Origin of the sequence: Actinomadura sp. NPDC023710 (genome assembly GCF_040639875.1) — a bacterium.
GTDB classification, from domain to species: Bacteria; Actinomycetota; Actinomycetes; order Streptosporangiales; family Streptosporangiaceae; genus Spirillospora; species Spirillospora citrea.
This window is the reverse complement of sequence record NZ_JBFAGB010000031.1, coordinates 59,175-78,906: the sequence shown is the minus strand read 5'-3', so window position 1 is coordinate 78,906 and position 19,732 is coordinate 59,175. Positions and strand designations below refer to the sequence as shown.

At 72.5% G+C, this 19,732-nt stretch carries 16 protein-coding genes; 7 read left to right on the top strand and 9 right to left on the bottom strand.

Annotated features, from left to right (window positions below; genetic code table 11):
- Positions 1-51 precede the first annotated feature (51 nt).
- The 5 genes from AB0H37_RS31190 to AB0H37_RS31170 form a co-directional block, all read right to left on the bottom strand.
- Positions 52-1,050, bottom strand: coding sequence for a hypothetical protein (locus AB0H37_RS31190; protein ID WP_360616585.1), 999 nt, complete (start codon positions 1,048-1,050; stop codon positions 52-54).
- Between the two features lie 126 nt (positions 1,051-1,176).
- On the bottom strand, positions 1,177-1,608 hold the full coding sequence (gene tsaE / locus AB0H37_RS31185) for a tRNA (adenosine(37)-N6)-threonylcarbamoyltransferase complex ATPase subunit type 1 TsaE (protein ID WP_179839088.1): 432 nt from the start codon (positions 1,606-1,608) through the stop codon (positions 1,177-1,179).
- Between the two features lie 35 nt (positions 1,609-1,643).
- A complete protein-coding gene (locus AB0H37_RS31180; RefSeq protein ID WP_360616584.1) occupies positions 1,644-2,723 on the bottom strand; it encodes an alpha/beta hydrolase in 1,080 nt (359 codons plus the stop codon).
- Positions 2,724-2,734: 11 nt separating this feature from the next.
- Complete coding sequence (gene alr / locus AB0H37_RS31175) at positions 2,735-3,859, bottom strand: alanine racemase (RefSeq protein WP_360616583.1); 1,125 nt, start codon at positions 3,857-3,859, stop codon at positions 2,735-2,737.
- A 260-nt stretch (positions 3,860-4,119) separates the two neighbouring features.
- The gene (locus tag AB0H37_RS31170) at positions 4,120-5,601 is read right to left on the bottom strand and encodes an NAD(P)H-hydrate dehydratase (RefSeq protein WP_179837645.1); all 1,482 of its coding nucleotides are present in this window, start codon (positions 5,599-5,601) and stop codon (positions 4,120-4,122) included.
- A gap of 225 nt (positions 5,602-5,826) precedes the next feature.
- Here AB0H37_RS31170 and AB0H37_RS31165 point away from each other — a divergent pair, with 225 nt between their 5' ends.
- The 3 genes from AB0H37_RS31165 (at position 5,827) to AB0H37_RS31155 (ending at position 7,410) form a co-directional block, all read left to right on the top strand.
- Positions 5,827-6,687 (top strand): helix-turn-helix transcriptional regulator, encoded by an 861-nt coding sequence (locus AB0H37_RS31165; protein ID WP_360616582.1) that lies wholly within the window; start codon positions 5,827-5,829, stop codon positions 6,685-6,687.
- A 39-nt stretch (positions 6,688-6,726) separates the two neighbouring features.
- The gene (locus AB0H37_RS31160; protein WP_360616581.1) at positions 6,727-6,948 is read left to right on the top strand and encodes a DUF397 domain-containing protein; all 222 of its coding nucleotides are present in this window, start codon (positions 6,727-6,729) and stop codon (positions 6,946-6,948) included.
- Positions 6,949-7,197: 249 nt separating this feature from the next.
- Complete coding sequence (locus AB0H37_RS31155; protein WP_329085365.1) at positions 7,198-7,410, top strand: DUF397 domain-containing protein; 213 nt, start codon at positions 7,198-7,200, stop codon at positions 7,408-7,410.
- A gap of 160 nt (positions 7,411-7,570) precedes the next feature.
- On the opposite strand, the gene AB0H37_RS31150 is transcribed toward AB0H37_RS31155, so the two are convergent.
- From AB0H37_RS31150 to glmS, 3 genes are all read right to left on the bottom strand, one after another.
- On the bottom strand, positions 7,571-8,545 hold the full coding sequence (locus tag AB0H37_RS31150; protein WP_329085363.1) for a hypothetical protein: 975 nt from the start codon (positions 8,543-8,545) through the stop codon (positions 7,571-7,573).
- A 5-nt stretch (positions 8,546-8,550) separates the two neighbouring features.
- A complete protein-coding gene (locus AB0H37_RS31145) occupies positions 8,551-9,495 on the bottom strand; it encodes an ABC transporter ATP-binding protein (RefSeq protein WP_360616580.1) in 945 nt (314 codons plus the stop codon).
- Between the two features lie 98 nt (positions 9,496-9,593).
- The gene (gene glmS, locus AB0H37_RS31140; protein ID WP_329085358.1) at positions 9,594-11,438 is read right to left on the bottom strand and encodes a glutamine--fructose-6-phosphate transaminase (isomerizing); all 1,845 of its coding nucleotides are present in this window, start codon (positions 11,436-11,438) and stop codon (positions 9,594-9,596) included.
- A gap of 123 nt (positions 11,439-11,561) precedes the next feature.
- Here glmS and coaA point away from each other — a divergent pair, with 123 nt between their 5' ends.
- Complete coding sequence (gene coaA / locus AB0H37_RS31135; protein ID WP_179837652.1) at positions 11,562-12,503, top strand: type I pantothenate kinase; 942 nt, start codon at positions 11,562-11,564, stop codon at positions 12,501-12,503.
- 20 nt (positions 12,504-12,523) lie between these two features.
- Here coaA and AB0H37_RS31130 read toward each other — a convergent pair whose 3' ends face one another.
- Positions 12,524-13,897, bottom strand: coding sequence for an alkaline phosphatase PhoX (locus tag AB0H37_RS31130; RefSeq protein WP_360616579.1), 1,374 nt, complete (start codon positions 13,895-13,897; stop codon positions 12,524-12,526).
- A 159-nt stretch (positions 13,898-14,056) separates the two neighbouring features.
- Between AB0H37_RS31130 and AB0H37_RS31125 the strand changes: the two genes are divergently transcribed.
- The 3 genes from AB0H37_RS31125 to AB0H37_RS31115 all read left to right on the top strand — a co-directional run bounded on the left by AB0H37_RS31125 (position 14,057) and on the right by AB0H37_RS31115 (position 19,731).
- Positions 14,057-16,282 carry a DUF4132 domain-containing protein gene (locus AB0H37_RS31125; RefSeq protein WP_329085353.1) on the top strand — a complete coding sequence of 742 codons (2,226 nt, stop codon included), beginning with the start codon at positions 14,057-14,059 and terminating at the stop codon, positions 16,280-16,282.
- Positions 16,283-16,387: 105 nt separating this feature from the next.
- Complete coding sequence (locus AB0H37_RS31120; RefSeq protein WP_360616578.1) at positions 16,388-18,556, top strand: MMPL family transporter; 2,169 nt, start codon at positions 16,388-16,390, stop codon at positions 18,554-18,556.
- Between the two features lie 5 nt (positions 18,557-18,561).
- The gene (locus AB0H37_RS31115; protein WP_360616577.1) at positions 18,562-19,731 is read left to right on the top strand and encodes a sensor histidine kinase; all 1,170 of its coding nucleotides are present in this window, start codon (positions 18,562-18,564) and stop codon (positions 19,729-19,731) included.
- Position 19,732 lies beyond the last annotated feature (1 nt).

The following is a 19,732-nucleotide window of genomic DNA, read 5'->3' as shown; positions in this document are numbered from 1 at the left end:
CCGGCTCTCGCCCAGCCGGGGTCAGGCGGGCTCAGGCGGGCTCAGGCGGGCTCAGCCCCGGCTCAGCGCGGTGACCACGGCCTTGGTGACCTCGGTGGCGCCGCCGGTGGCGGTGTCCGACGAGAGCGGATCGCCCTTGTCCGAACCCGAGTAGTGGACGGTGACCAGGACGTTGGCGACGCGCACGTTGCCGATGGCCTCGCCGGAGCCCTGGTTGTCGTCCACGCTGTAGACGATGTAGCCCTCGTCTCCGACGCCGGTGAGCCGGATCTTGTCGGTGAGCTTCTGCCCCGCCAGCAGCGCCTTGCCGGACTCGTCGGCGGTCCGCTCGGTCGCGAACGTCTTGCGGGCGGCGTCCGTGGGCGACGCCGCCGCCCCGGCCGTGATCGCGCGCAGTTCGATGGTGAGCTGCCGCCTCTTCTCTCCCGCGTAGGCGCCCCACACGCACTGGTTCTGCTGGTCGTCGCCCTGGTAGTTGTCGGCGTCGGTGCGCTCGGACTGGGGCGCCAGGCGGCCGATCAGACCGTCGCCGACGATCGTGCACGAGTCGGGGACGGTGGTGCGCTCCCCCTTGGACGCCGGGGAGTCGTCCGTGGCGCCGCTGCCGACGATCTGGCCGGTGCTCTTGTCGCCGCTCGCGCCGACGCCCGTCAGGACGGCGAACGCCGCGACCCCGCAGACGGCGACACCGGCGACGGCGCCGCCGAGGACGACGGCCCAGCGCCGCCCGGTGCGGCGCTCGCGCGCCCGGTGGCTGCCGGTGCGGTATCCGCCGCTCCCGCCACGATGGGGTCCGCTGCCCGCCCGGTATCCACCGCTCTCGGTGCGGTATCCGCCGCTTTCGGCACGGTATCCGCCCCCGGTCTCGTACGGGCCGGTCTCCCGCTGGTACGGACCGCTGCCCGGCCGTCCGGAGGAGTACCGCCCGTACTCTTCTCCGCCCGCGCCGTATCCACCGCCGTCCGGCCGGTAACCGCCGCCTGATCCCTGGCCACCGTCCGAAGCCCGGTGGCCGTCGCGGTAATTCCCGCTGCGATGGTTACCACTCACCGGCCCCACTCCCGTTCGGAATCGATATGTCGCGAAGGTGAGGTTCGTTCCGGCAAAGAGTACGACATCAAGCCGTAAAATGGACCAACCCGCCAGGCAAAAACCGTAGAAGTTGCCAGACCCGCGTCATCCGGGGCCGAGTTCCAGGTCGGACCAGCGATCACCGACCCCGACGATCCTTACCTCGCGCCCCTCGCCGGGTCCGTCACCGCGAGAAATGATCATTTCCAGCCGGTCCTCGGCGAGGCCTTCGGCGAGCCCTTCTCCCCATTCCACGATCGTCACCGATTCCGCGATCGACGCGTCGAGATCGAGATCGTCCAGCTCCGCGAAACCGCCCAGCCGGTAGGCGTCCACATGCACCAGCGACGGCCCGCCCGCGAGCGACGGATGCACCCGCGCGATGACGAACGTGGGCGAGGTGATCGGGCCGCGCACCTTCAGCCCCTCGCCGATGCCCTGCGTGAGGGTCGTCTTGCCCGCGCCGAGGTGGCCCGTCATCACGAGCAGGTCGCCCGCCCGCAGCAGCCCGGCCAGGCGCAGCCCGAGCTCGCGCATGTCCTCGGCGGTCGGGACGGCGACGGTGACGGCTTTCACGCGGTGCGCTCCTCTTCCTCGTACGCGGGGCGGACCCGTTCGACCAGCCGGCGCAGCCCCCCGGTCACCACGCCCGGGTACTCCAGCGGCAGCACGTGCCCGGCCTCCTCCACCTCTACCAGTTCCGCGTCCGGCAGCGCCGCGGCGATCCGGCGGGCGTGCTCCGCGGGGGTCAGCCGGTCCCGGCCGCCCGCCAGCACCAGCATCGGCACCCCGCCGAGCACGTCCAGGCAGCCGATCTTGTCGTGCGCCATCAGCGCCGGGTAGTACTCCGCGATCACGTCGATCGGCGTCTCTCTGATCATCTGCTCCAGGAAGCCCACCACGGACGGGCTGACGTGCTTGTCGGCGAACGCCATCTTCCGCGTGACGACGAACGCCAGGTCGGCGCCCAGCCCGCGGGCCTTGTCGACCAGCTCGGCGCGGCGGCCGAGGCCGCGCAGCGTCCCCGGGGCGAGCGGCCGGACGGCCTTGGCCAGCACCAGCGGCAGCCCCAGCGTCATCTCCCCCATGTCGCCGCAGGAGGTGTTCACCAGCGCCACGCCCACGACCCGCGACCCGAACAGCTCGGGGTGCCGGTCCGCCAGCGCCATGATCGACATGCCGCCCATGGAGTGCCCCACGAGGACGACGGGACGGTCCGGCGGGACGGCCGCGTCCAGCACCGCGCGCAGGTCGTCGCCGGTCTGCTCGATCGTCGCGTCCCCGGGCCTGCCGCGTCCCGACCGGCCGTGGCTGCGCTGGTCCCAGAACACCAACCTCAGCGAACCCCGCAGGTCGCGGCGCTGGTAGTGCCACGCGTCCTGGTTGAGGGTGTAGCCGTGGCAGAACACGACGGTGAGGTCGGCGTCGTCGGGGCCGTCCACCTCCACGTGCAGCGGAACGCCGTCGTCGGTCCGGACGGACAACTCCTGCCCGCGCAACTCGCCGAAGGGCTCGTCCGCGTCGGGGTCCGGGCGCAGCCGCACCCGTCCGACGGCGAGGCGCCGCAGCCCGACCGCCGCACCCAACCCCGCGGCGCCCACGCCCGCGATGACCCCGGCGACGCCGATCCTGCGCCTGTTCCTGCTGTCCATGCCCGTGCCCCCTACAGCCCCCCTCCCGGGTACGCCCTCGGTACCCGGGCTCCGATGCGGGTGACGATCTCATACGAGATCGTCCCCAGCGCCTCCGCCCACTCCTGCGCGGTCGGCTCGCCCCGGTCCCCCGGGCCGAACAGGACGATCTCGTCTCCCGCCGCGAGCGGGTCGTCGCCGAGGTCGACGACGAACTGGTCCATGCAGACCCGCCCGGCGATCGTCCTGCGGCGCCCGCCCGCGAGGACCTCCAGCACGTTGGACCCGTTTCGGGGGATCCCGTCCCCGTACCCCACGGGCACCACGGCCAGCGTGGTCTCCCGCTCGGTGTGGTACGTGTGACCGTACGACACTCCGCTGCCCGCCGGGACCCGCTTGACCAGCGCCGCGTCCGCCACGAGCGTCATCGCGGGCCGCAGCCCGAACCCGCCGAGCTCCGGCACCGGGGTCAGCCCGTACGTCGCGATGCCGGGCCGGACGAGGTCGAACCGCGCCTCCGGCAGCGTCAGCGCCGCCGCCGAGTTCGCGATGTGCCGCACCTCGAACCGCGCCCCCGCCCTCTCCGCGTGCGCCACCATCTCGGTGAACGCGCCGAGCTGCGCCGCGATCGAGGGATGGCCCGGCTCGTCCGCGCAGGCGAAGTGCGACATGACCCCGGCCACCCGCACGTGCCCGGTGGCCTCCGCCTTCAGCGCCGCGTCGACCAGCGCCTCCCAGCCGTCGCCCCGCGCGCCCCCGCGCGACATGCCCGTGTCGGCCTTGAGGTGGATCCGGGCCTCGCGTCCGGCCCGCTCCGCCGCCCGGACGATCTCGTCCAGCAGCCAGACCGCCCCCACGGTCAGGTCCACCCGCCGCGCGACGGCCTCCTCGTAAGGCTCGCCGGGAACGCCCAGGCAGACCAGCGTCCGGACGGTGAGCCCCGCGTCCCGCAGCCGCAGCGCCTCGGCCAGCTTCGCGACGCCCAGCCAGGACGCCCCGCCGGCGAGCGCGGCGCGGGCGGCCTCCACCAGCCCGTGCCCGTACGCCTCGGCCTTCACCATGGCCATCACCTCGGCGCCCCCCGCGTACTCGCACAGCACCCCGATGTTGTGGCCGATGGCGCCGAGATCGACCCGTGCCTCCGCAGGAACCCTCATGGTCACCCAGTCTGCCGCCCCCACCCCCATGCCCGCGCCTCATCCCCCAGGTCACGGCCGGAACGGCCCCTCACGAGCGCTCCCCCGGCGCCCCTTACCCCTATATGACGTAAATGCCCGACTCCGAGTTCACCCCCGGCGAACGGTCCGAACCTCAGCCTGGGGCCGACGCAGGCGACGGCAGCCACACCGGCCGTCACGGGCACCGCGAACCGCAAGGGCGGCGTGAAGATCGCCTGCGTGACGGGGCCAGGGGGTCGTCACCCCTGGGCCGACACAGTCCTGAAGGCGGCGGGGAGGGCTTCGACTACGTCTTGGGCGCTGATGGGGGCTTCGGGGCCGGGGGTCGGGGCCGAGGCCAGGCGGGCGGCCAGGCCGTGCAGGTAGGCGCCGGCGGCGGCCGCGTCCAGGGCGGGCATCCCGCCGGCGAGGAGGGCTCCGATCAGGCCGGACAGGACGTCGCCCGTGCCGGCGGCGGCGAGGCGGGGGGTGCCGGTCGGGTTCACGCGGACGGGGCGGTCCTGCTCGGCCACCAGGGTCGTGGAGCCCTTGAGCAGGACGGTCGCGGAGAGTTCGGCGGCGGCGCGGCGGACGTGGTCGAGGCGGGCGGCCTCGATGTCCTCGCGGTCGGCGGCGACGAGGCGGGACAGCTCGCCCGCGTGCGGGGTGAGGACGGTCGGGGCGGCGCGGCGGAGCAGGTCGCGGCGGCGGGCGAGGACGGTGAGGCCGTCGGCGTCCACCAGCACGGGCAGGTCGGTGGTGAGGACGGCCTCCAGCAGCGACTCGGCGGCGTCGCCGGTGCCGAGGCCGGGGCCGGCGACCCAGGCCTGGACGCGCCCGATGCGCTCCAGGATCCCCGCGTCGTGGCGGCCGGGCTCGACGACCGTGGTGACCACTTCGGGCCAGCGCTGCCGGACGAGCTCGACCGGGCGGGCCACCGAGGCGAAGCGGACCATTCCGGCGCCGCCGCGGAGGGCGCCGCCGGTGCTGAGGACGGCCGCGCCGGTGAACCGGTCGCCTCCGGCCAGGATGCCGACGACGCCGCGGCGGTACTTGTCGGACTCGGGGCCGGGCTCGGGCGGGGCGATGTCGGCGGGCCGGGCGGCGACGACGTCGGGGTCGGGCAGGTCGGGGCCGAGCCCGATGTCGACCAGCTCGACCACGCCGCAGTGGGCCGCGCCCGGGTCGATGAGCAGGCCCGGCTTGTGCGTGCCGAAGGTGACGGTGATGTCGGCGTGGACCGCCGCGCCCTCGACGCGCCCGGTGCTCGCGTCCACGCCGCTCGGGACGTCGCAGGCGATCACGAGCCCGGCGGACTCGGAGGCGAGGGCGGCGTACCGGGCGTGGGGCTCGCGGAGCGCGCCGGTGCCGCCGATGCCGGTCAGGCCGTCGATGATCAGGTCCGCGCCGGCGATCGCGGCCTCGGCGCCGGAGTCCAGCAGGCGGCCGCCGGCGGCGCGCAGGTCCGCCAGCCCGGCCGGGTGGATTGCGGACCCGGCCTGGACGGCCCGGACGCGGGCGCCGCGGCGGGCGAGGCGGGCCCCGGCGTACAGGGCGTCGCCGCCGTTGTCGCCGCCGCCGATCAGCAGGACGACGCGGGCCCCGTACACGGCGGGCAGGACGCGCGTGCAGACCGAGGCCAGCCCGGCGGCGGCCCGCTGCATCAGGGCGCCGTCCGGGAGGCGGGCCATGAGGGCCCGCTCGGCCGCCCGGACCTTGCCGACCTCGTGCGCGTACCTCATCCGCGGCTCCCCAAGTCGATCACACACTTAGAGTGCCACGTGGGGACCGTCCGCAACCTCCGGCGGAGGTGATCACAACTTGCAGCGCAAGTTTCGGTGTCATGTGCGTAAAAGAATCTTCAGCCGTAGAATCTTGGTCCACCGGTCCGATGTATTCGCGCCGCCACCCCCCGGTGCGGCAGAATGCGCCCAGATCAGTCCGCCGGGACTGGAGAGGCCCGAGCAATGAGCACTTCCCGAGGTCCCTCCGTCCGGCAGCGGCGGCTGGCCGCCGAGCTCCGGAGACTGCGCGAGAGCAAGGGTCTGACCGGAGACGAGGTCGCCGAGCGGCTCACCTGGTCCACAGCCAAGGTCAGCCGGATCGAGAACGCGCGGACCGGCGCGAAGATCGGCGATGTGCGGCGGCTGCTCGATCTGTACGAGATCGACGGCGCGCGGCACGACGACCTGATCGCGCTGGCGCACGACGCCGCCCAGCGGGGCTGGTGGGAGGACTACCGCGACCTGCCGAGCCAGCTCGCGGACTTCATCGCACTGGAGTCCGAGGCCACGGCGGCCAGGGAATGGGGCAGCACGGTCATTCCCGGGCTGCTGCAGTCGGAGAGCTACGCCCGAAATGTGATCGGCGGCTGGAGCGACCTGGCCACCCTGCCCCCGCAGGAACTCGAACGCCGGCTCGACGTGCGAATGCGGCGGCGCGAACTGCTGGACGAGCCCACCCCGCTGGAACTGTCGGCGATTATCGACGAGGCGGTTCTGCGGCGCCGCATCGGCGATCACAAGGTCATGCGCGAGCAGCTCGAACATCTGTACCAGATGACCGAGCGGCCGAACGTGAACGTACAGATCTTGCCCTTGGACATAGCACACTCGGTGTTGGCTGAATCGTTTATCCTTCTAGAATTCTCTTCGGTGCACGACATCACCTTTCCTGATATCGTGCACACGGAATCACTGACGATCAGCCACTTCGGGGATGAAGCCGTCACCTATATGTACCGGCTCGCCTATTCGAGCCTGTCCCGGCAGGCGCTGGACGCCGCGGAGTCGCGGCGGCGCATAGCCGAGGTCAAAGAGGCGTGGTGACGGTCCCCCAAGGGGCTCAATTCTTGTGAAAGGCACCGAGTGTCCCCTTTCGCCACTCCTGTTCCACAATGGAGGAAAAGCGCCTACTGCGGGGCGAGCAATACCTGCGTCGAGATCGCCACACTGTCCGATTCATCCCGTATCATCGGGGCGCGGGACGCCAAGCACGGCACGCAGAGTCCGGTTCTGTCATTCTCCCAGGGAGAATGGCGGGAATTTCTCAAACGAGCAAAGAAGGGTGATTTCGACCTGGGTTGCTGACCCGGCGCCGACGCGCCGTCCGGCCCCGTCCGCCCAGTGCGGCGCGGGGCCACGCCGCACGGGCCGGGTCCACCGCTGACCCGGCTCGTCGCCCCCTCACCCGCAACTCGGCAACTACCTCGGCACGCCTGTCACACGGGTACCGCGCCACCCGGACGTGATCAGGCGTTTTTTGCGATCTTGTTACCGTGTGCTTGAGCAACGGCAGCGCGGCCGCGGGCAATGCAACTTTCAATGCAGGGAGCCGGAATGAGTTTCCAGGGGACACCGCCCGCCCGATGGAGAAAGAGCGCTCGATGCGGCGCCAGCAACGGCTGCGTCGAGGTCGCACGGCGCACGGAGGGCGCCATATCCGTGCGCGACACCGAGGACACCGCGACGATCCTGTCGTTCCGGCCCGACGAATGGCTCCGGTTCACGGAGGAGGCCAAAGACGGCCGTTTCGACCAGCCACTGAAATAGTCACTGCAACTTGCATCGCCGGAGAGATTTCCAGTCCGGCCGGAGAATTGCGATCAACGGGAGCGGATACGCGCCGCCGCAGGATATGCCACGTGTTTTTCCGCGGCACCCCGCTCCCGCTGATCGCATTTTCCTGAAGTCGATCGCATTGTGAGCCCGCTCACGCCACCCGAACGCCCCGGGGGACCCGGTGAAGCGGCGTTCGCAGCCGGGAGGCCGTCACGGCCACCGCGCCTCCCGCGAGGGCCAGGTCGAACGCCAGCCCCCACGGCCACACCGCGGCCCCGTCCGAGCGCGACGACCCGTACCGGTCGTCGTCACCCGCGCGGATCTCGCGCACGCCGCGGCTGATCTGCCCGAGCGGGTCGGACGACGCCGAGCGGGTGATCACCTGGTCGCCCACGACGATGCGGCGCTCGGGCAGGCGCGGCGCGGCGTCGGCGAGCGCGACGACCGGGTTCGGGGCCAGCAGCCACCAGATCCGCTCGGTGTGCTCCCGGTTGTACCCGCCGTACGAGCCGTCGACATGCTCGGACGTGAGCGGGACCGCCAGCGTGAACAGCAGCGGCGTCCCGACGAGCAGGCCGAACACCGTCAGATACGACAGCAGGATCGAGGTGACGCTGCGAGCCAGTACCGCCGACCAGGCCTGCGAGACCGCGCAGACCACGCCGATCATCAGCGCCGTCACGAGCAGGACGACGAAGGCCCGTCCCGCGCCGATGGCGCCCTCGGCGACCGGCAGCAGCAGGCTCGGCAGCGTCAGGAGCAGGGCGACCAGGCCGGTCCCCCAGGCGGCGGCGAGCTTGCCGAGCGCGATCTCGACCGGGGTGAGCCGGGTGACCTGGAGCGTCGCGAGCGTCCCGCGCTCCCGGTCTCCGTTGACCGACTGTCCGCCGAGCGCCGGGGTGACGAGCAGCGTCAGCACCAGCACCCCGAGCAGGACCCCGCCGAACATGGGGACGCCGGGCTCGCCGTAGGACGAGGTGTCGCCGTACTCCAGCGCCACCCGGAACAGCAGCCCGAGTCCGTTGACGGCCAGGAACCAGGCCGCGAGAAGGATCTTCCAGCGGCCGGTCCGCAGCCGCGTCCTGATCTCCTGCCGTGCCACCAGGCCGACTCCGTGCGCGGTCATGGTGCTCACCTCCGGTCCTCGGTCATCGCCAGGTAGGCCGATTCGAGCGCGCTGCCGGCGGGCGCGAGGCCGCTGACCGGCACGCCGGCGGCGACGAGCCTGGCCAGCAGCCCGGCCGCCTCGCCCTCGGTCAGCGGCCCGACCTCGGCGCCTCCCGCCGCGTCGGCCGCCCGCACCCAGGGCAGCCCGTCGAGCTCGCGGTCCAGCGCCGCCGCCAGCGGCTCGGGGTCGAGTGAGCGGATCCGCCACCGGACCCGGGCCGACGCGCCGGCGATCTCCGCCATCGCGTGGTCCCCGGCCGTCCGGCCGTGGTCGACCAGGACGACCCGGTCGGCGATCTCCTCCAGCTCGCTGAGGATGTGGCTCGACACGAGCACCGCGACCCCGTCGGCCGCGAGGGAGCGCAGCAGGTCGCGCAGCTCGATGCGGGAGCGCGGATCGAGGCCGGACGCGGGCTCGTCCAGCAGCAGGACGCGCGGGCGGTGCACGAGGGCCCGCGCCATCCCGAGGCGCTGCTTCTGCCCGCGCGAGAGGGCGTGGACGGGCTGCCCGAGATGGTCCTCCAGGTGGACGAGGCTGAGCAGCGCCCTGATCCGGCGCGGGCGCTCCTGCCTGGACAGCCCGTAGGCGTCGGCGAAGAACGCCAGGTACTCGTCCACCGTGAGCTGGTCGTACACGCCGAACGTGTCCGGCATCCAGCCGAGGGCTTCGCGGGCCCGCGCGGGCCGGGCGATCGCGTCGTGCCCCGCGATCCGCACCGTGCCCGCGTCGGGCGCGAGCAGGGTCGCCAGGATCAGCAGCAAGGTCGTCTTGCCCGCGCCGTTGGCCCCGACCAGCGCCGTGACCTGCCCGTACCGGACGGTGATGTCGAGGCCGCGCAGCGCCTCCACCTGCCCGAAGCGCCGCACCACCCCGCGCGCCTCGATCGCGAGGCCGCCGTCTCCTGCCACCCGTCACCTCCGACGCCGGGCCGGTCCCGATTCCGATGGGACGCGGCCCGCGGCCGGAGGGTTCACTCGATTTCGGGCTACTCGCCCGAAATCGAGTGCTATTCGACGGTGACGGACTTGGCGAGGTTGCGGGGCTGGTCGACGTCGTGGCCCTTGGCGGTGGCCAGCTCGCACGCGAAGACCTGCAGCGGGACGGTCGTGACCAGCGGCTGCAGCAGCGTCGGGACGGCCGGGACGCTGATCAGCGTGTCCGCGTAGGGCTCGACCGACGCGTCGCCCTCCTCGGCGATCACGATCGTCCGGGCGCCGCGGGCCCGGATCTCCTGGATGTTCGACACGATCTTGTCGTGCAGGACGTCCCGCGCCCGCGGCGGCACGACGACCACGACGGGCAGGTCCTTCTCGATCAGCGCGATCGGGCCGTGCTTCAGCTCACCGGCGGCGAAGCCCTCGGCGTGCATGTACGCCAGCTCCTTGAGCTTGAGCGCGCCCTCCAGGGCGACCGGGAAGCCCACGTGCCGGCCGAGGAACAGCACGCACCGCTCGCCGGCCAGCGAGCGGGCCAGCTCCCGCACCGGCTCCATGGTCTCCAGGACCTTCTCCACCTTCTCCGGCATCCGTTCGAGGAGCTGGACCATGGCGAAGACCTCGTCGCCCCACTTGGTGCCGCGCACCTGCGCGATGTAGAGGGCGATGAGGTAGACGGCGACGAGCTGGGTGAGGAACGCCTTGGTGGACGCGACCGCGATCTCCGGCCCGGCGTGCGTGTAGAGGACGCCGTCGCACTCCCGGGGCAGCGTGGAGCCGTTGACGTTGCAGATGCCGAGCAGCTTGGCCTTCTGCTCGCGGGCGTGCCGGACGGCCATCAGCGCGTCCATCGTCTCGCCCGACTGGGAGATCGCGATGACCAGCGTCGTCGGGGACAGGATCGGGTCGCGGTAGCGGAACTCGCTGGCCAGCTCGACCTCGCAGGGCAGCCCCGCCCAGTGCTCGATCGCGTACTTGGCGATCAGCCCGGCGTGGAAGGAGGTCCCGCACGCCACGATGATGATCTTGTCGACCTCGCGCAGCTCCCGGTCCGGGATGCGCATCTCGTCCAGGTGCAGGCGCCCGTCGGCGCCGATCCGGCCGAGCAGCGTGTCGGCGACGGCGCGCGGCTGCTCGGCGATCTCCTTGAGCATGAAGTAGTCGTAGCCGCCTTTTTCCGCGGCGGACACGTCCCAGTCGACGTGGTACTCCTTCACCTCGGCGGGGCGCCCGTCGAAGTCGGTGACCGTCACCCCTTCCGCGCGCAGCTCGACGATCTGGTCCTGGCCCAGCTCGATCGCGTCCCGGGTGTGCTCGATGAACGCGGCCACGTCGCTGGCGAGGAAGTTCTCGCCGTCCCCGACGCCGACGACGAGCGGGGAGTTGCGGCGCGCCCCGACGACCAGGCCCGGCGAGCCGGTGTGCGTCGCGACCAGGGTGAACGCGCCCTCCAGCCGGCCGCAGACGCGGCGCATGGCGTCGGCGAGGTCGCCGCCGGCCTTCAGCTCGTCCTCCAGCAGGTGGGCGACGGCCTCGGTGTCGGTGTCGGACCCGAGCCCGTGCCCGCCCTCCTCCAGCTCCGCCCGCAGCTCCGCGAAGTTCTCGATGATGCCGTTGTGGATCACCGCGACGGAGCCGGTGCAGTCGAGGTGCGGGTGGGCGTTGCGGTCGTTCGGCGGGCCGTGCGTCGCCCACCGGGTGTGCCCCATGCCGAGCGTCCCGGCGGGCGGTGGCTCCTCAGCCAGGGCGCCGCGCAGGTTCACCAGCTTGCCCGCGCGCTTGGCCGTCGCCAGCTTCCCGTCGGCCAGCACGGCCACTCCGGCCGAGTCGTAGCCGCGGTACTCCAGCCGCGCCAGCCCGTCGACGACCACGTCGAGGGCGGAACGGCCGCCCACGTAACCCACGATTCCGCACATGGCGGCAACTCTATTCGGTGCCGCCCACCGGACCTACCTGCGAGGGCCTCCGGAGCATGACGCTAGCGTGGACGACCGGTGGAAACCCGGTGACCGGAACGCAAGCCCGGTTACTGTTCAGCCATGACGAGCGGATGGGACAGCGTGCCGAGCCCCTACGTGGAACTCTCCCGTGAGGCCTGGCGCGGCCTGCGCGAGAACACCCCGCTCCCGCTCACGCCCGGTGAGCTGGACGCCCTGCGCGGCCTGCGCGACCCGATCGACATCACCGAGGTCGAGGAGGTGTACCTGCCGCTGTCCCGGCTGCTCAACCTGTTCTTCCTGTCGGACGGGCGGCTGCGCGACACCGTCAGCGGCTTCCTCGGCGGCGCGGTGCAGCCCACCCCGTTCATCCTCGGCGTGGCGGGCAGCGTCGCGGTCGGCAAGTCCACCACGTCCCGGCTGCTGCGCACGCTCCTCGCGCGCTGGCCGGAGCACCCGAGCGTGGAACTGGTCACGACCGACAGCTTCCTGCACCCGAACACCGTTCTGGCCGAGCGCGGGATCATGGACCGGAAGGGGTTTCCCGAGTCCTACGACCGCCGCGCCCTCGTCCGGTTCGTCTCGGCGATCAAGTCGGGTGCCGCCGAGGCGTCGATCCCGGTCTACTCGCACCTGGAGTACGACATCGTCCCGGGCGCGGCGCAGACCGTCCGGCGTCCCGACATCCTGATCGTCGAGGGCCTGAACGTGCTGCAGGCGCCCCCGCCCGGCACCCTGGGCGTATCCGACTTCTTCGACTTCTCCATCTACGTGGATGCGCGGGTCGAGGACATCCGGCAGTGGTACATCGACCGGCTCTTCGCGCTGCGCCGCACCGCGTTCACCGACCCGCGCTCCTACTTCCACAAGTACGCCCGCGAACTGGACGAGGACGAGACCGCCGCGTTCGCCCAGCGCGTGTGGCGGGACGTCAACGAGATCAACCTCGTCTCCAACATCCTTCCGACCCGCGCCCGCGCCACGCTCGTCCTCCACAAGGACAAGAAGCACAGTGTCCAGAAAATCCGACTTCGTCGGATTTGATTTCTCGCGATCAGCCGAGGTCAGCCGCGGGACCAGGGGCCTGTCACAGCGAAGGTGGTCCCCGGGGTGTAGACGTTGACGTACATCGTGCGGTTGTCGGGGGAGAACGTGACGCCGGCGAACTCTCCCCACTCCGGCTCGGTCTCCGTGCCGATGTTCTGGCGGTTGCGGGCCACGGGGTAGACCGTGCGGCGGCGGGAGACGCCGAAGACGTGCTGGGCGCCGTTGCCGTCCTCGCACACCATCAGGCCGCCCTGCGGGGCCAGGCAGATGTTGTCGGGCGACTCGCCGGGCTTCTCGACGTCGGTGTCCGGGCCGAACACGATGACGAGGGTGAGCCGGCGGTGGCGCGGCTCGTAGGACCACACCTGCCCGAAGTGGTCGGCCCGGGAGCCGTCCTTCGTCTTCGCGAAGCTCGACACGAAGTAGACGCGGTCGCCGCCCCAGTAGCAGCCCTCCAGCTTCTGGGCGTGGGTGATGCCTCCGGACCCGAAGTCCTGGAACCGGATCGGCGTCTGGGCCGCGAGCGGGTCGGGCACCTTCTTCCACTCGACGTGCTCGAACACGGTGCCGGGCTCCTGCACGACCGACAGGTCCGGGACGCCGGGGACGCACAGCGCCTCAAGCCGACCACCGGCCCGCAGGCTGCCGAAACCGCCGCGCGGACGCTTCGGCTGGAACCGGTAGAACAGCCCGAACGGCTTCTCGAAGGCGTCCTCGGTCTCGTAGACGGTGCCGTCGCGCGGGTCGACGGCGATCGCCTCGTGCTGGAACCGCCCCATCGCGGTCAGCGGCTCGGGGACGGTGCGGTCCTGGTCGTACGGGTCGACCTCGAAGATGAACCCGTGGTCCTTGGTGTAGTTCCCCGTGCCCGCCTTGTCCTCGGTCTCCTCGCAGGTCAGCCACGTGTGCCACGGGGTGGGGCCCCCGGCGCAGTTGACGGCCGTCCCGGCAATGGCGACGCGCTCGGTGTGCACGCGCCCGGCCGCGTCGACCTCCAGCGCGGTGCAGCCGCCGAGACCGCCCGGGTCGTAGGTGACGTCCTCGACCGCCGGCACCCGGTGCGCGGCGTCCGGCCGGTTCTCGTGGTTGCGGACGAGCCACGTCCGGCCCCGGCGCCCGGGAAAGGCCGCCATCCCGTCGCAGTGGCTCGGTACCGGCCCCTCTCCCGAGCGCAGCGGGTCGCCCTCGCGGGACAGGACGGTGTAGCGGAAGCCGCGCGGCAGGTCCAGCAGTCCCTTCGGGTCGGGCACGAGGGGCCCGTACCCGTCGTGGCCGCCGGTCGGGGCGGCGGACGCGCTTCCGGCGAACAACTGCTCCACGGATCCGGTGAAGGCGATCCCCGCCCCCACCGCACCCGTCCTGGCGAGGAGCTGGCGGCGCGAAACTGTCATGAGCACACTCCCTGATGGATCGTTACAAGATCCTCTTGCCCGTTGTAACACGCGTCACATCGATTGTGAACCGACGCGCGCGCGGAACCGGCCGAACCGCCGATCCGGGCGGTGCGTCTGAAGATCGATACTGTCCGCGCCTGCAGTGAGACTGGAGCGATGACCGACACCCTCGGCGTCGAGTACGCCCCCGCGAGCGCCCTGCCCCGCCTGCTCGTCGATCCGCCGTGGACGCGCCGGACGCGCGCGAGCGCCGAGCCGATCGTCCTGAAGGGTCTGAAAAGGCCCAAGACGCCCGCCGTGGAGTCCTGGCCGCCCGGGTTGCGGGACGCGTGGCTGAAAACTCCGCACACGTTCCCGAAGGCGTACGAGCCGTTCCCCGAGGAGCCCGACTGGGCGGCCATGGCCGAGCGATTCCGCAGCGGCGAGATGCTGAGCCACCCGCAGGGCGGGAGCCGGCGCCGTGACTACTACTGGCTGGTGATGCGGGGTCCCGACGACCTCGCCGAAGAGCTTCTCGCCGACGAGCGCTACTACGCCGACTGGGACAGCTACGTCTTCGTCGACCCGCTGAAGCACTTCGCCGCCCGTCGCGGCCTCGCCGCCCACCGGCTGCTGCTCCGCGCGGCGAAAGGGCACATCTCCTGCTCGGCGGCGCTCGTCCCGTTCCTGGACGACGCCACGGCGCAGATCGTGATCGGCGCGCTCGGCCGGGTCGACGAGGCCGCACGGCTCTGGTTCACCTGGCACGGTGCCGACGCGGCCCCTTTCGTGGTCCCGGATGCGCTGCGCAAGCCGGGCCCCAAGCGCACGAAGGCCGAGCAGGGCCTCATGCTGATCGCCCGCGAGCACGGCAGCGGCTGCGTCGTGGACGCGGCGCGGGGGTACGGCGAGGAGGCGGTCGCGGCGATCGAGGCGCTGCGCACCGACCCGCTGGACCAGTATCCCGACGATCTGCCGGAATGGGACGAGGAGACCGTCGGCAGGCTCCCGCGACTCCTGCTGCGCGGTCGCGACCGGGCGCTGCCGGTGGAGGCCGTCCGGCACTTCGTGACCATGCTGCTGATCTCCACCCCGCAGGATCCGTACCCGGGCTGCGAGCAGGTCATCGAGCTGTGCGACCCGGCCTCCCTGGCCGAGTTCGCCTCGGCTCTCAGCGTCAACGACCGGGGCAGCGGGCTGTGGGCGTCGCAAGGCGTGCAGTACGCCCTCCGGCGCCTCGGCGACGCCGGCACGGCCGCCCGGCTGGCCGACCGCATGGTGCGCTGGGACAACTACTACACCTGGACGTTCAAGGGGTGGACGGCGGTCGACGTCCTCATGGCGATCGACATGCCCGCCGACGACAGGCTGCGCCTTCTGGACCGCATCGCCCGCCGCGGCGCCGACGCCAAGCACCTGCGCCCCCGCGCGCAGGGCCGGTTGAACACGGCCGCCCGGGATCGCGGGCTGACCCCCGAGCAGCTGGCGGACCTGCTCGTCCCGGACCTCGGCCTGGACGCCGAAGGCTCCATGACGCTCGACTACGGCCCGCGCCGCTTCGTCGTCGGCTTCGACGAGCAGCTCAAGCCCTTCGTGACCGACGAGGACGGCAAGCCCCGCAAAGCCCTGCCGAAGCCGGGCGTCAAGGACGACGAGAAGCTCGCGCCGCTCGCCCACCAGCGGTTCGCCGACCTCAGGAAGGAGGCCCGGGCGGTCGCCGCCGACCAGATCAAGCGGCTGGAGAAGGCGATGGTGGCCGGGCGTTCCTGGGCGTCCGAGGAGTTCCGCTCGGCCTTCGTGCGGCACCCCCTGATGCGCCACATCGCGCGCCGCCTGGTGTGGTCGGCGGACGGCACCGCGTTCCGGGTCGCCGAGGACGGGACGCTAGCCGACGTCCACGACGACGAGCACGTCCTCCCGCAGGACGCCCGCGTGACGCTCCCGCACCCGGTCCTTCTCGGGGAGGACACCGTGGCGGCCTGGGCCTCGGTCTTCGGCGACTACGAGATCCTCCAGCCGTTCCCGCAGCTCGGACGTCCCGTCCACACGCTGGAGGACGGCGAGCGCGACGCCGCCCGGCTGGCCCGCTTCGAAGGACTCACCGCCCATTTCGGCAGGTTCATGGGCATGACGTCCCGCGGCTGGGAGCTCGGCGACAAGGAGACCGGCGGGTTCCGCCGCCAGATCAACCTGATCACTCCGGACGAGCGGCACGTGATGGTCGCGTTCGAGCCCGGCATCCGCGTCCTCGACCCCGAGGAGTTCGCGGAGCAGACGATCGAGCGCGTCATGCTGATGACCGGCCGCTACTCCGGGAAGGCGCATCCCTTCGGGGCGCTCGATCCGGTCACCGCGTCCGAGATGCTCGCCGAGCTGACCCGCCTGACCGGCCCCACCGCCTGACCGGCCCCACCGCCTCACCGGCGCCTCCGTCCACCGATCGGTGGACGGAGAGTTCCACCGGTCGAGGCTCATGCGCGCCGGGGCGCCGCGGCCAGCATTTCCGGTATGACGGATCTTCTCGTACGCATGGCCCGGTGGAGCGCCGGGCATCCCTGGCGCGGCATGGCCGCCTGGCTGCTGTTCGTGGTGCTGTGCCTCGGCATCGGCGTCGCGGCCGGCGGGCACGCGGCCACGACCGAGGACTTCCGGATCGGCGAGGCCGGTCGGGGAGAGGCGATCGCCGCCGAAGGGGGGCTCCAGCAGAGGCCCGTCGAGCACGTGCTGGTCACCGGCAGGGGCGCGGCCGCCGACGCGGCGGCGCGGGACGCCGCCGCGCGGATGGGGCGGCTGCCCGAGGTCGCGTCGGTGTCGGCGCCCGTGCGGTCCAAGGACGGCTCGGCGGTCCGCGTCGACGTGACGCTGAAGGGCTCCGAACTCCAGGGCAAGGACCACGTCGAGCCGTTGCGGGCCCAGACCGCGGCGGTCCAGGCCGCGCACCCGGGCGTGAGGGTGGAGGAGACGGGCAGCCCGTCCATCAGCAAGGGCGTCGGGGAACTGCGCGACGACGACCTCGCCCGCACGGAGATGATCGCGTTGCCGATCACGCTGGTCACGCTGCTGCTGGTGTTCGGCTCGTTCGCGGTGGCGGTCGTGCCGGTGGTGCTCGCGCTGACCTCGATCGCGGCGGCGATCGGCCTGTCGATGCTCGCCTCGCACGTCTTCCCGGACGCCGGGGTCGGCGCCAGCGTGATCCTGCTGATCGGCATGGCGGTGGGCGTCGACTACACCCTCTTCTACCTCAAGCGGGAGCGGGAGGAGCGGGCCCGCTCGGGCGGCCGGCTGGACGCGCGGGCGGCCGTGGAGACCGCCGCGGCGACGTCGGGCCGCTCGGTGGTGGTGTCCGGGCTTGCGGTCGCCGCGTCCAGCGCGACCCTCTACCTGGCCGACGACGTGATCTTCTCCTCCATCGCGACCGCGGCGATCGTCGTCACGCTGATCGCGGTCGTCAGCTCGCTGACCGTCCTCCCTGCGGTGCTGGCCAAGCTCGGCGGGTGGGCGGAGCGGCGGGCCGTCCGGCGCGGCCGGACGCCGAAGCCGCCGCGGACGGGCGGCGGCCGGATCACCCGGGCGATGCTGCGCGCCACCGGAAGGCACCCGGCCGCGACGCTGGCCGTGGCCGTCACGGCGATGCTGGCGCTGACCGCGCCGCTGCTGAGCATCGACCTCACGGACATGGGCCGCGACAGCCACCCGCGCGAGATCCCGGCGATGCGGACCTACGACCGGCTGAACGCGGCGTTCCCGGAGCTGAAGGCCATGCACCAGGTCGTCGTCAGGGCCGGCGCCGGACGCGCGGACGAGGTGACCGCGGCCCTGCGCGCCCTGGCGGAGCGCGCCGAGGGCGACCCCCTGCTCGCCGGAACGTCCGAGCTGCGCACCTCGCCGGACGGGCGGATCAGCATGCTCGAACTCGCGGTGCCGCACCACGTGAGCACCGACGCGGCGCGGCGCTCCCTGGAGCGGGTCCGCGGCGAGTACGTCCCGCAGACCGTCGGGAAGCTCGGCGTGGAGACCGCCGTGACCGGGGACGTGGCCCGCTACGCCGACTATCCCGAGCACCAGGAGAGCAAGCTGCCGTTCGTCATCGGGGCGCTCCTGCTGGTGACGTTCGCGATGACCGTGTGGGCGTTCCGCTCGGTGGTCCTCGGGCTGATCGGCGTGGTGCTGAACCTGCTGTCGGCCGGCGCCTCGCTCGGCCTGCTCACCCTGGTGTTCCAGGGGACATGGGCCGAAGGGCTGCTCGGCTTCACCTCCACCGGCTCGGTCGGCTCCCGCGTCCCGCTCTTCCTGCTGGTGATCCTGTTCGGGCTGTCGATGGACTACCAGGTGTTCGTGATCAGCCGGATCCGGGAGGCGGCGCTGCGCGGCGTCCCGACCCGGCAGGCGGTGCTGGACGGGGTCGGCGGCTCGGCGAGCGTGGTGACCAGCGCCGCGTTCGTCATGGTCACGGTGTTCGCCGGCTTCGCCACCGTGCACATCATGGAGCTGAAGCAGATGGGCTTCGCGCTGGCCGTGGCGGTGCTGCTGGACGCCGCCGTCATCCGCATCACGGTCCTGCCCGCGCTGATGCTGCTGCTCGGCGACCGGTGCTGGTGGCCCGGCCGGCGGCAGCGGCGCGGCCCCCGCCGGACGCCGGACCGCGCGGCCGGGCCCCTGCCGCAGAACATAGGCTGACCCGCATGGTGCAGCCCGGTGAACGACCCCAGGTGCGGGCGCTCCGCAGGTGGTACGCCGCCGCCTGGATCCTGTTCGGACTGGTTCCGCCCGCCCTGGCGGTGGCGGACCAGCCGGACTCCACCAGGGCCGCGACGCTGGCGCTGCTGTCCGTGCTCGGGCTCTGCTACCCGATCACGGAGACCTTCCCCGGGAACCCGGTGATCCGCCGGAACACGTTCCTGGGCGCGCTGATCGCGGGGATCGGCGCCGTCTCCTACCTGATGGGCGGCGCCGCGTCCCTGCTCATCACGTCCCTCCCGCACTTCTGGATCCTCGCGGGGAACCCGCGGCGCGCGGTGCTGCTCAGCGGCGCCGCCGCCGCGGCCGCGGTCGCCGGGGGCGCCGTCCGGGCCGCCCCGGACGGGGAACCGCTCACCGGCAACTCGATCGCCGCGCTCGTCGGATACGCGGCCGGGGTCCTGCTCGGGCTGTGGATGAACCGGGTGGTCGGGCAGCACGACGAGCGCGCCCGGCTCCTCGAGGCCGACCTGGCCGACGCCGAGCGCCGCCTCGCCGAGGCGCAGCGCCGGCAGGGCGCCGCCGACGAGCGCGAACGGATCGCCCGCGAGATCCACGACACGCTCGCGCAGGGGTTCGCGTCCATCGTCGTCCTGGCGGAGGCGGCCCGCGACGGCCTCCGCTCCGACCCGGACCGCAGCGGCCGGCAGCTCGTGTCGATCGAGCAGACGGCGCGGGACAACCTCGCCGAGGCGCGCGTCCTCGTCGGGGCGGCGTCGCAGGGCAGCGTCGCCCCCGCGTCGGTCGCCCGCACGCTGCGCCGCACCCTCGACCGGTTCGCCGAGGACACCGGGCTCACCGTCCACGCCGAGCTGCCCTGCGTCGAGTGCGACCAGACGACCCGGATCGCGCTGCTGCGCTGCACGCAGGAGTCGCTCGCCAACGTCCGCAAGCACGCCGCCGCGTCCACGGTCGGCGTCGTCCTGGAACGGCACCCGCACGGCGTCGAGCTGGAGATCACCGACGACGGGCGCGGATTCGCGGTGGCCGGGTCGCGCGGCTTCGGCCTCGACGGCATGCGCCGCCGCCTCGCCGAACTGGGCGGCGAGCTCACCGTGACCAGCTCCCCCGGCGAGGGCACCCGGATCCTCGCCATGATCCCCGCGAGGGCGTGAG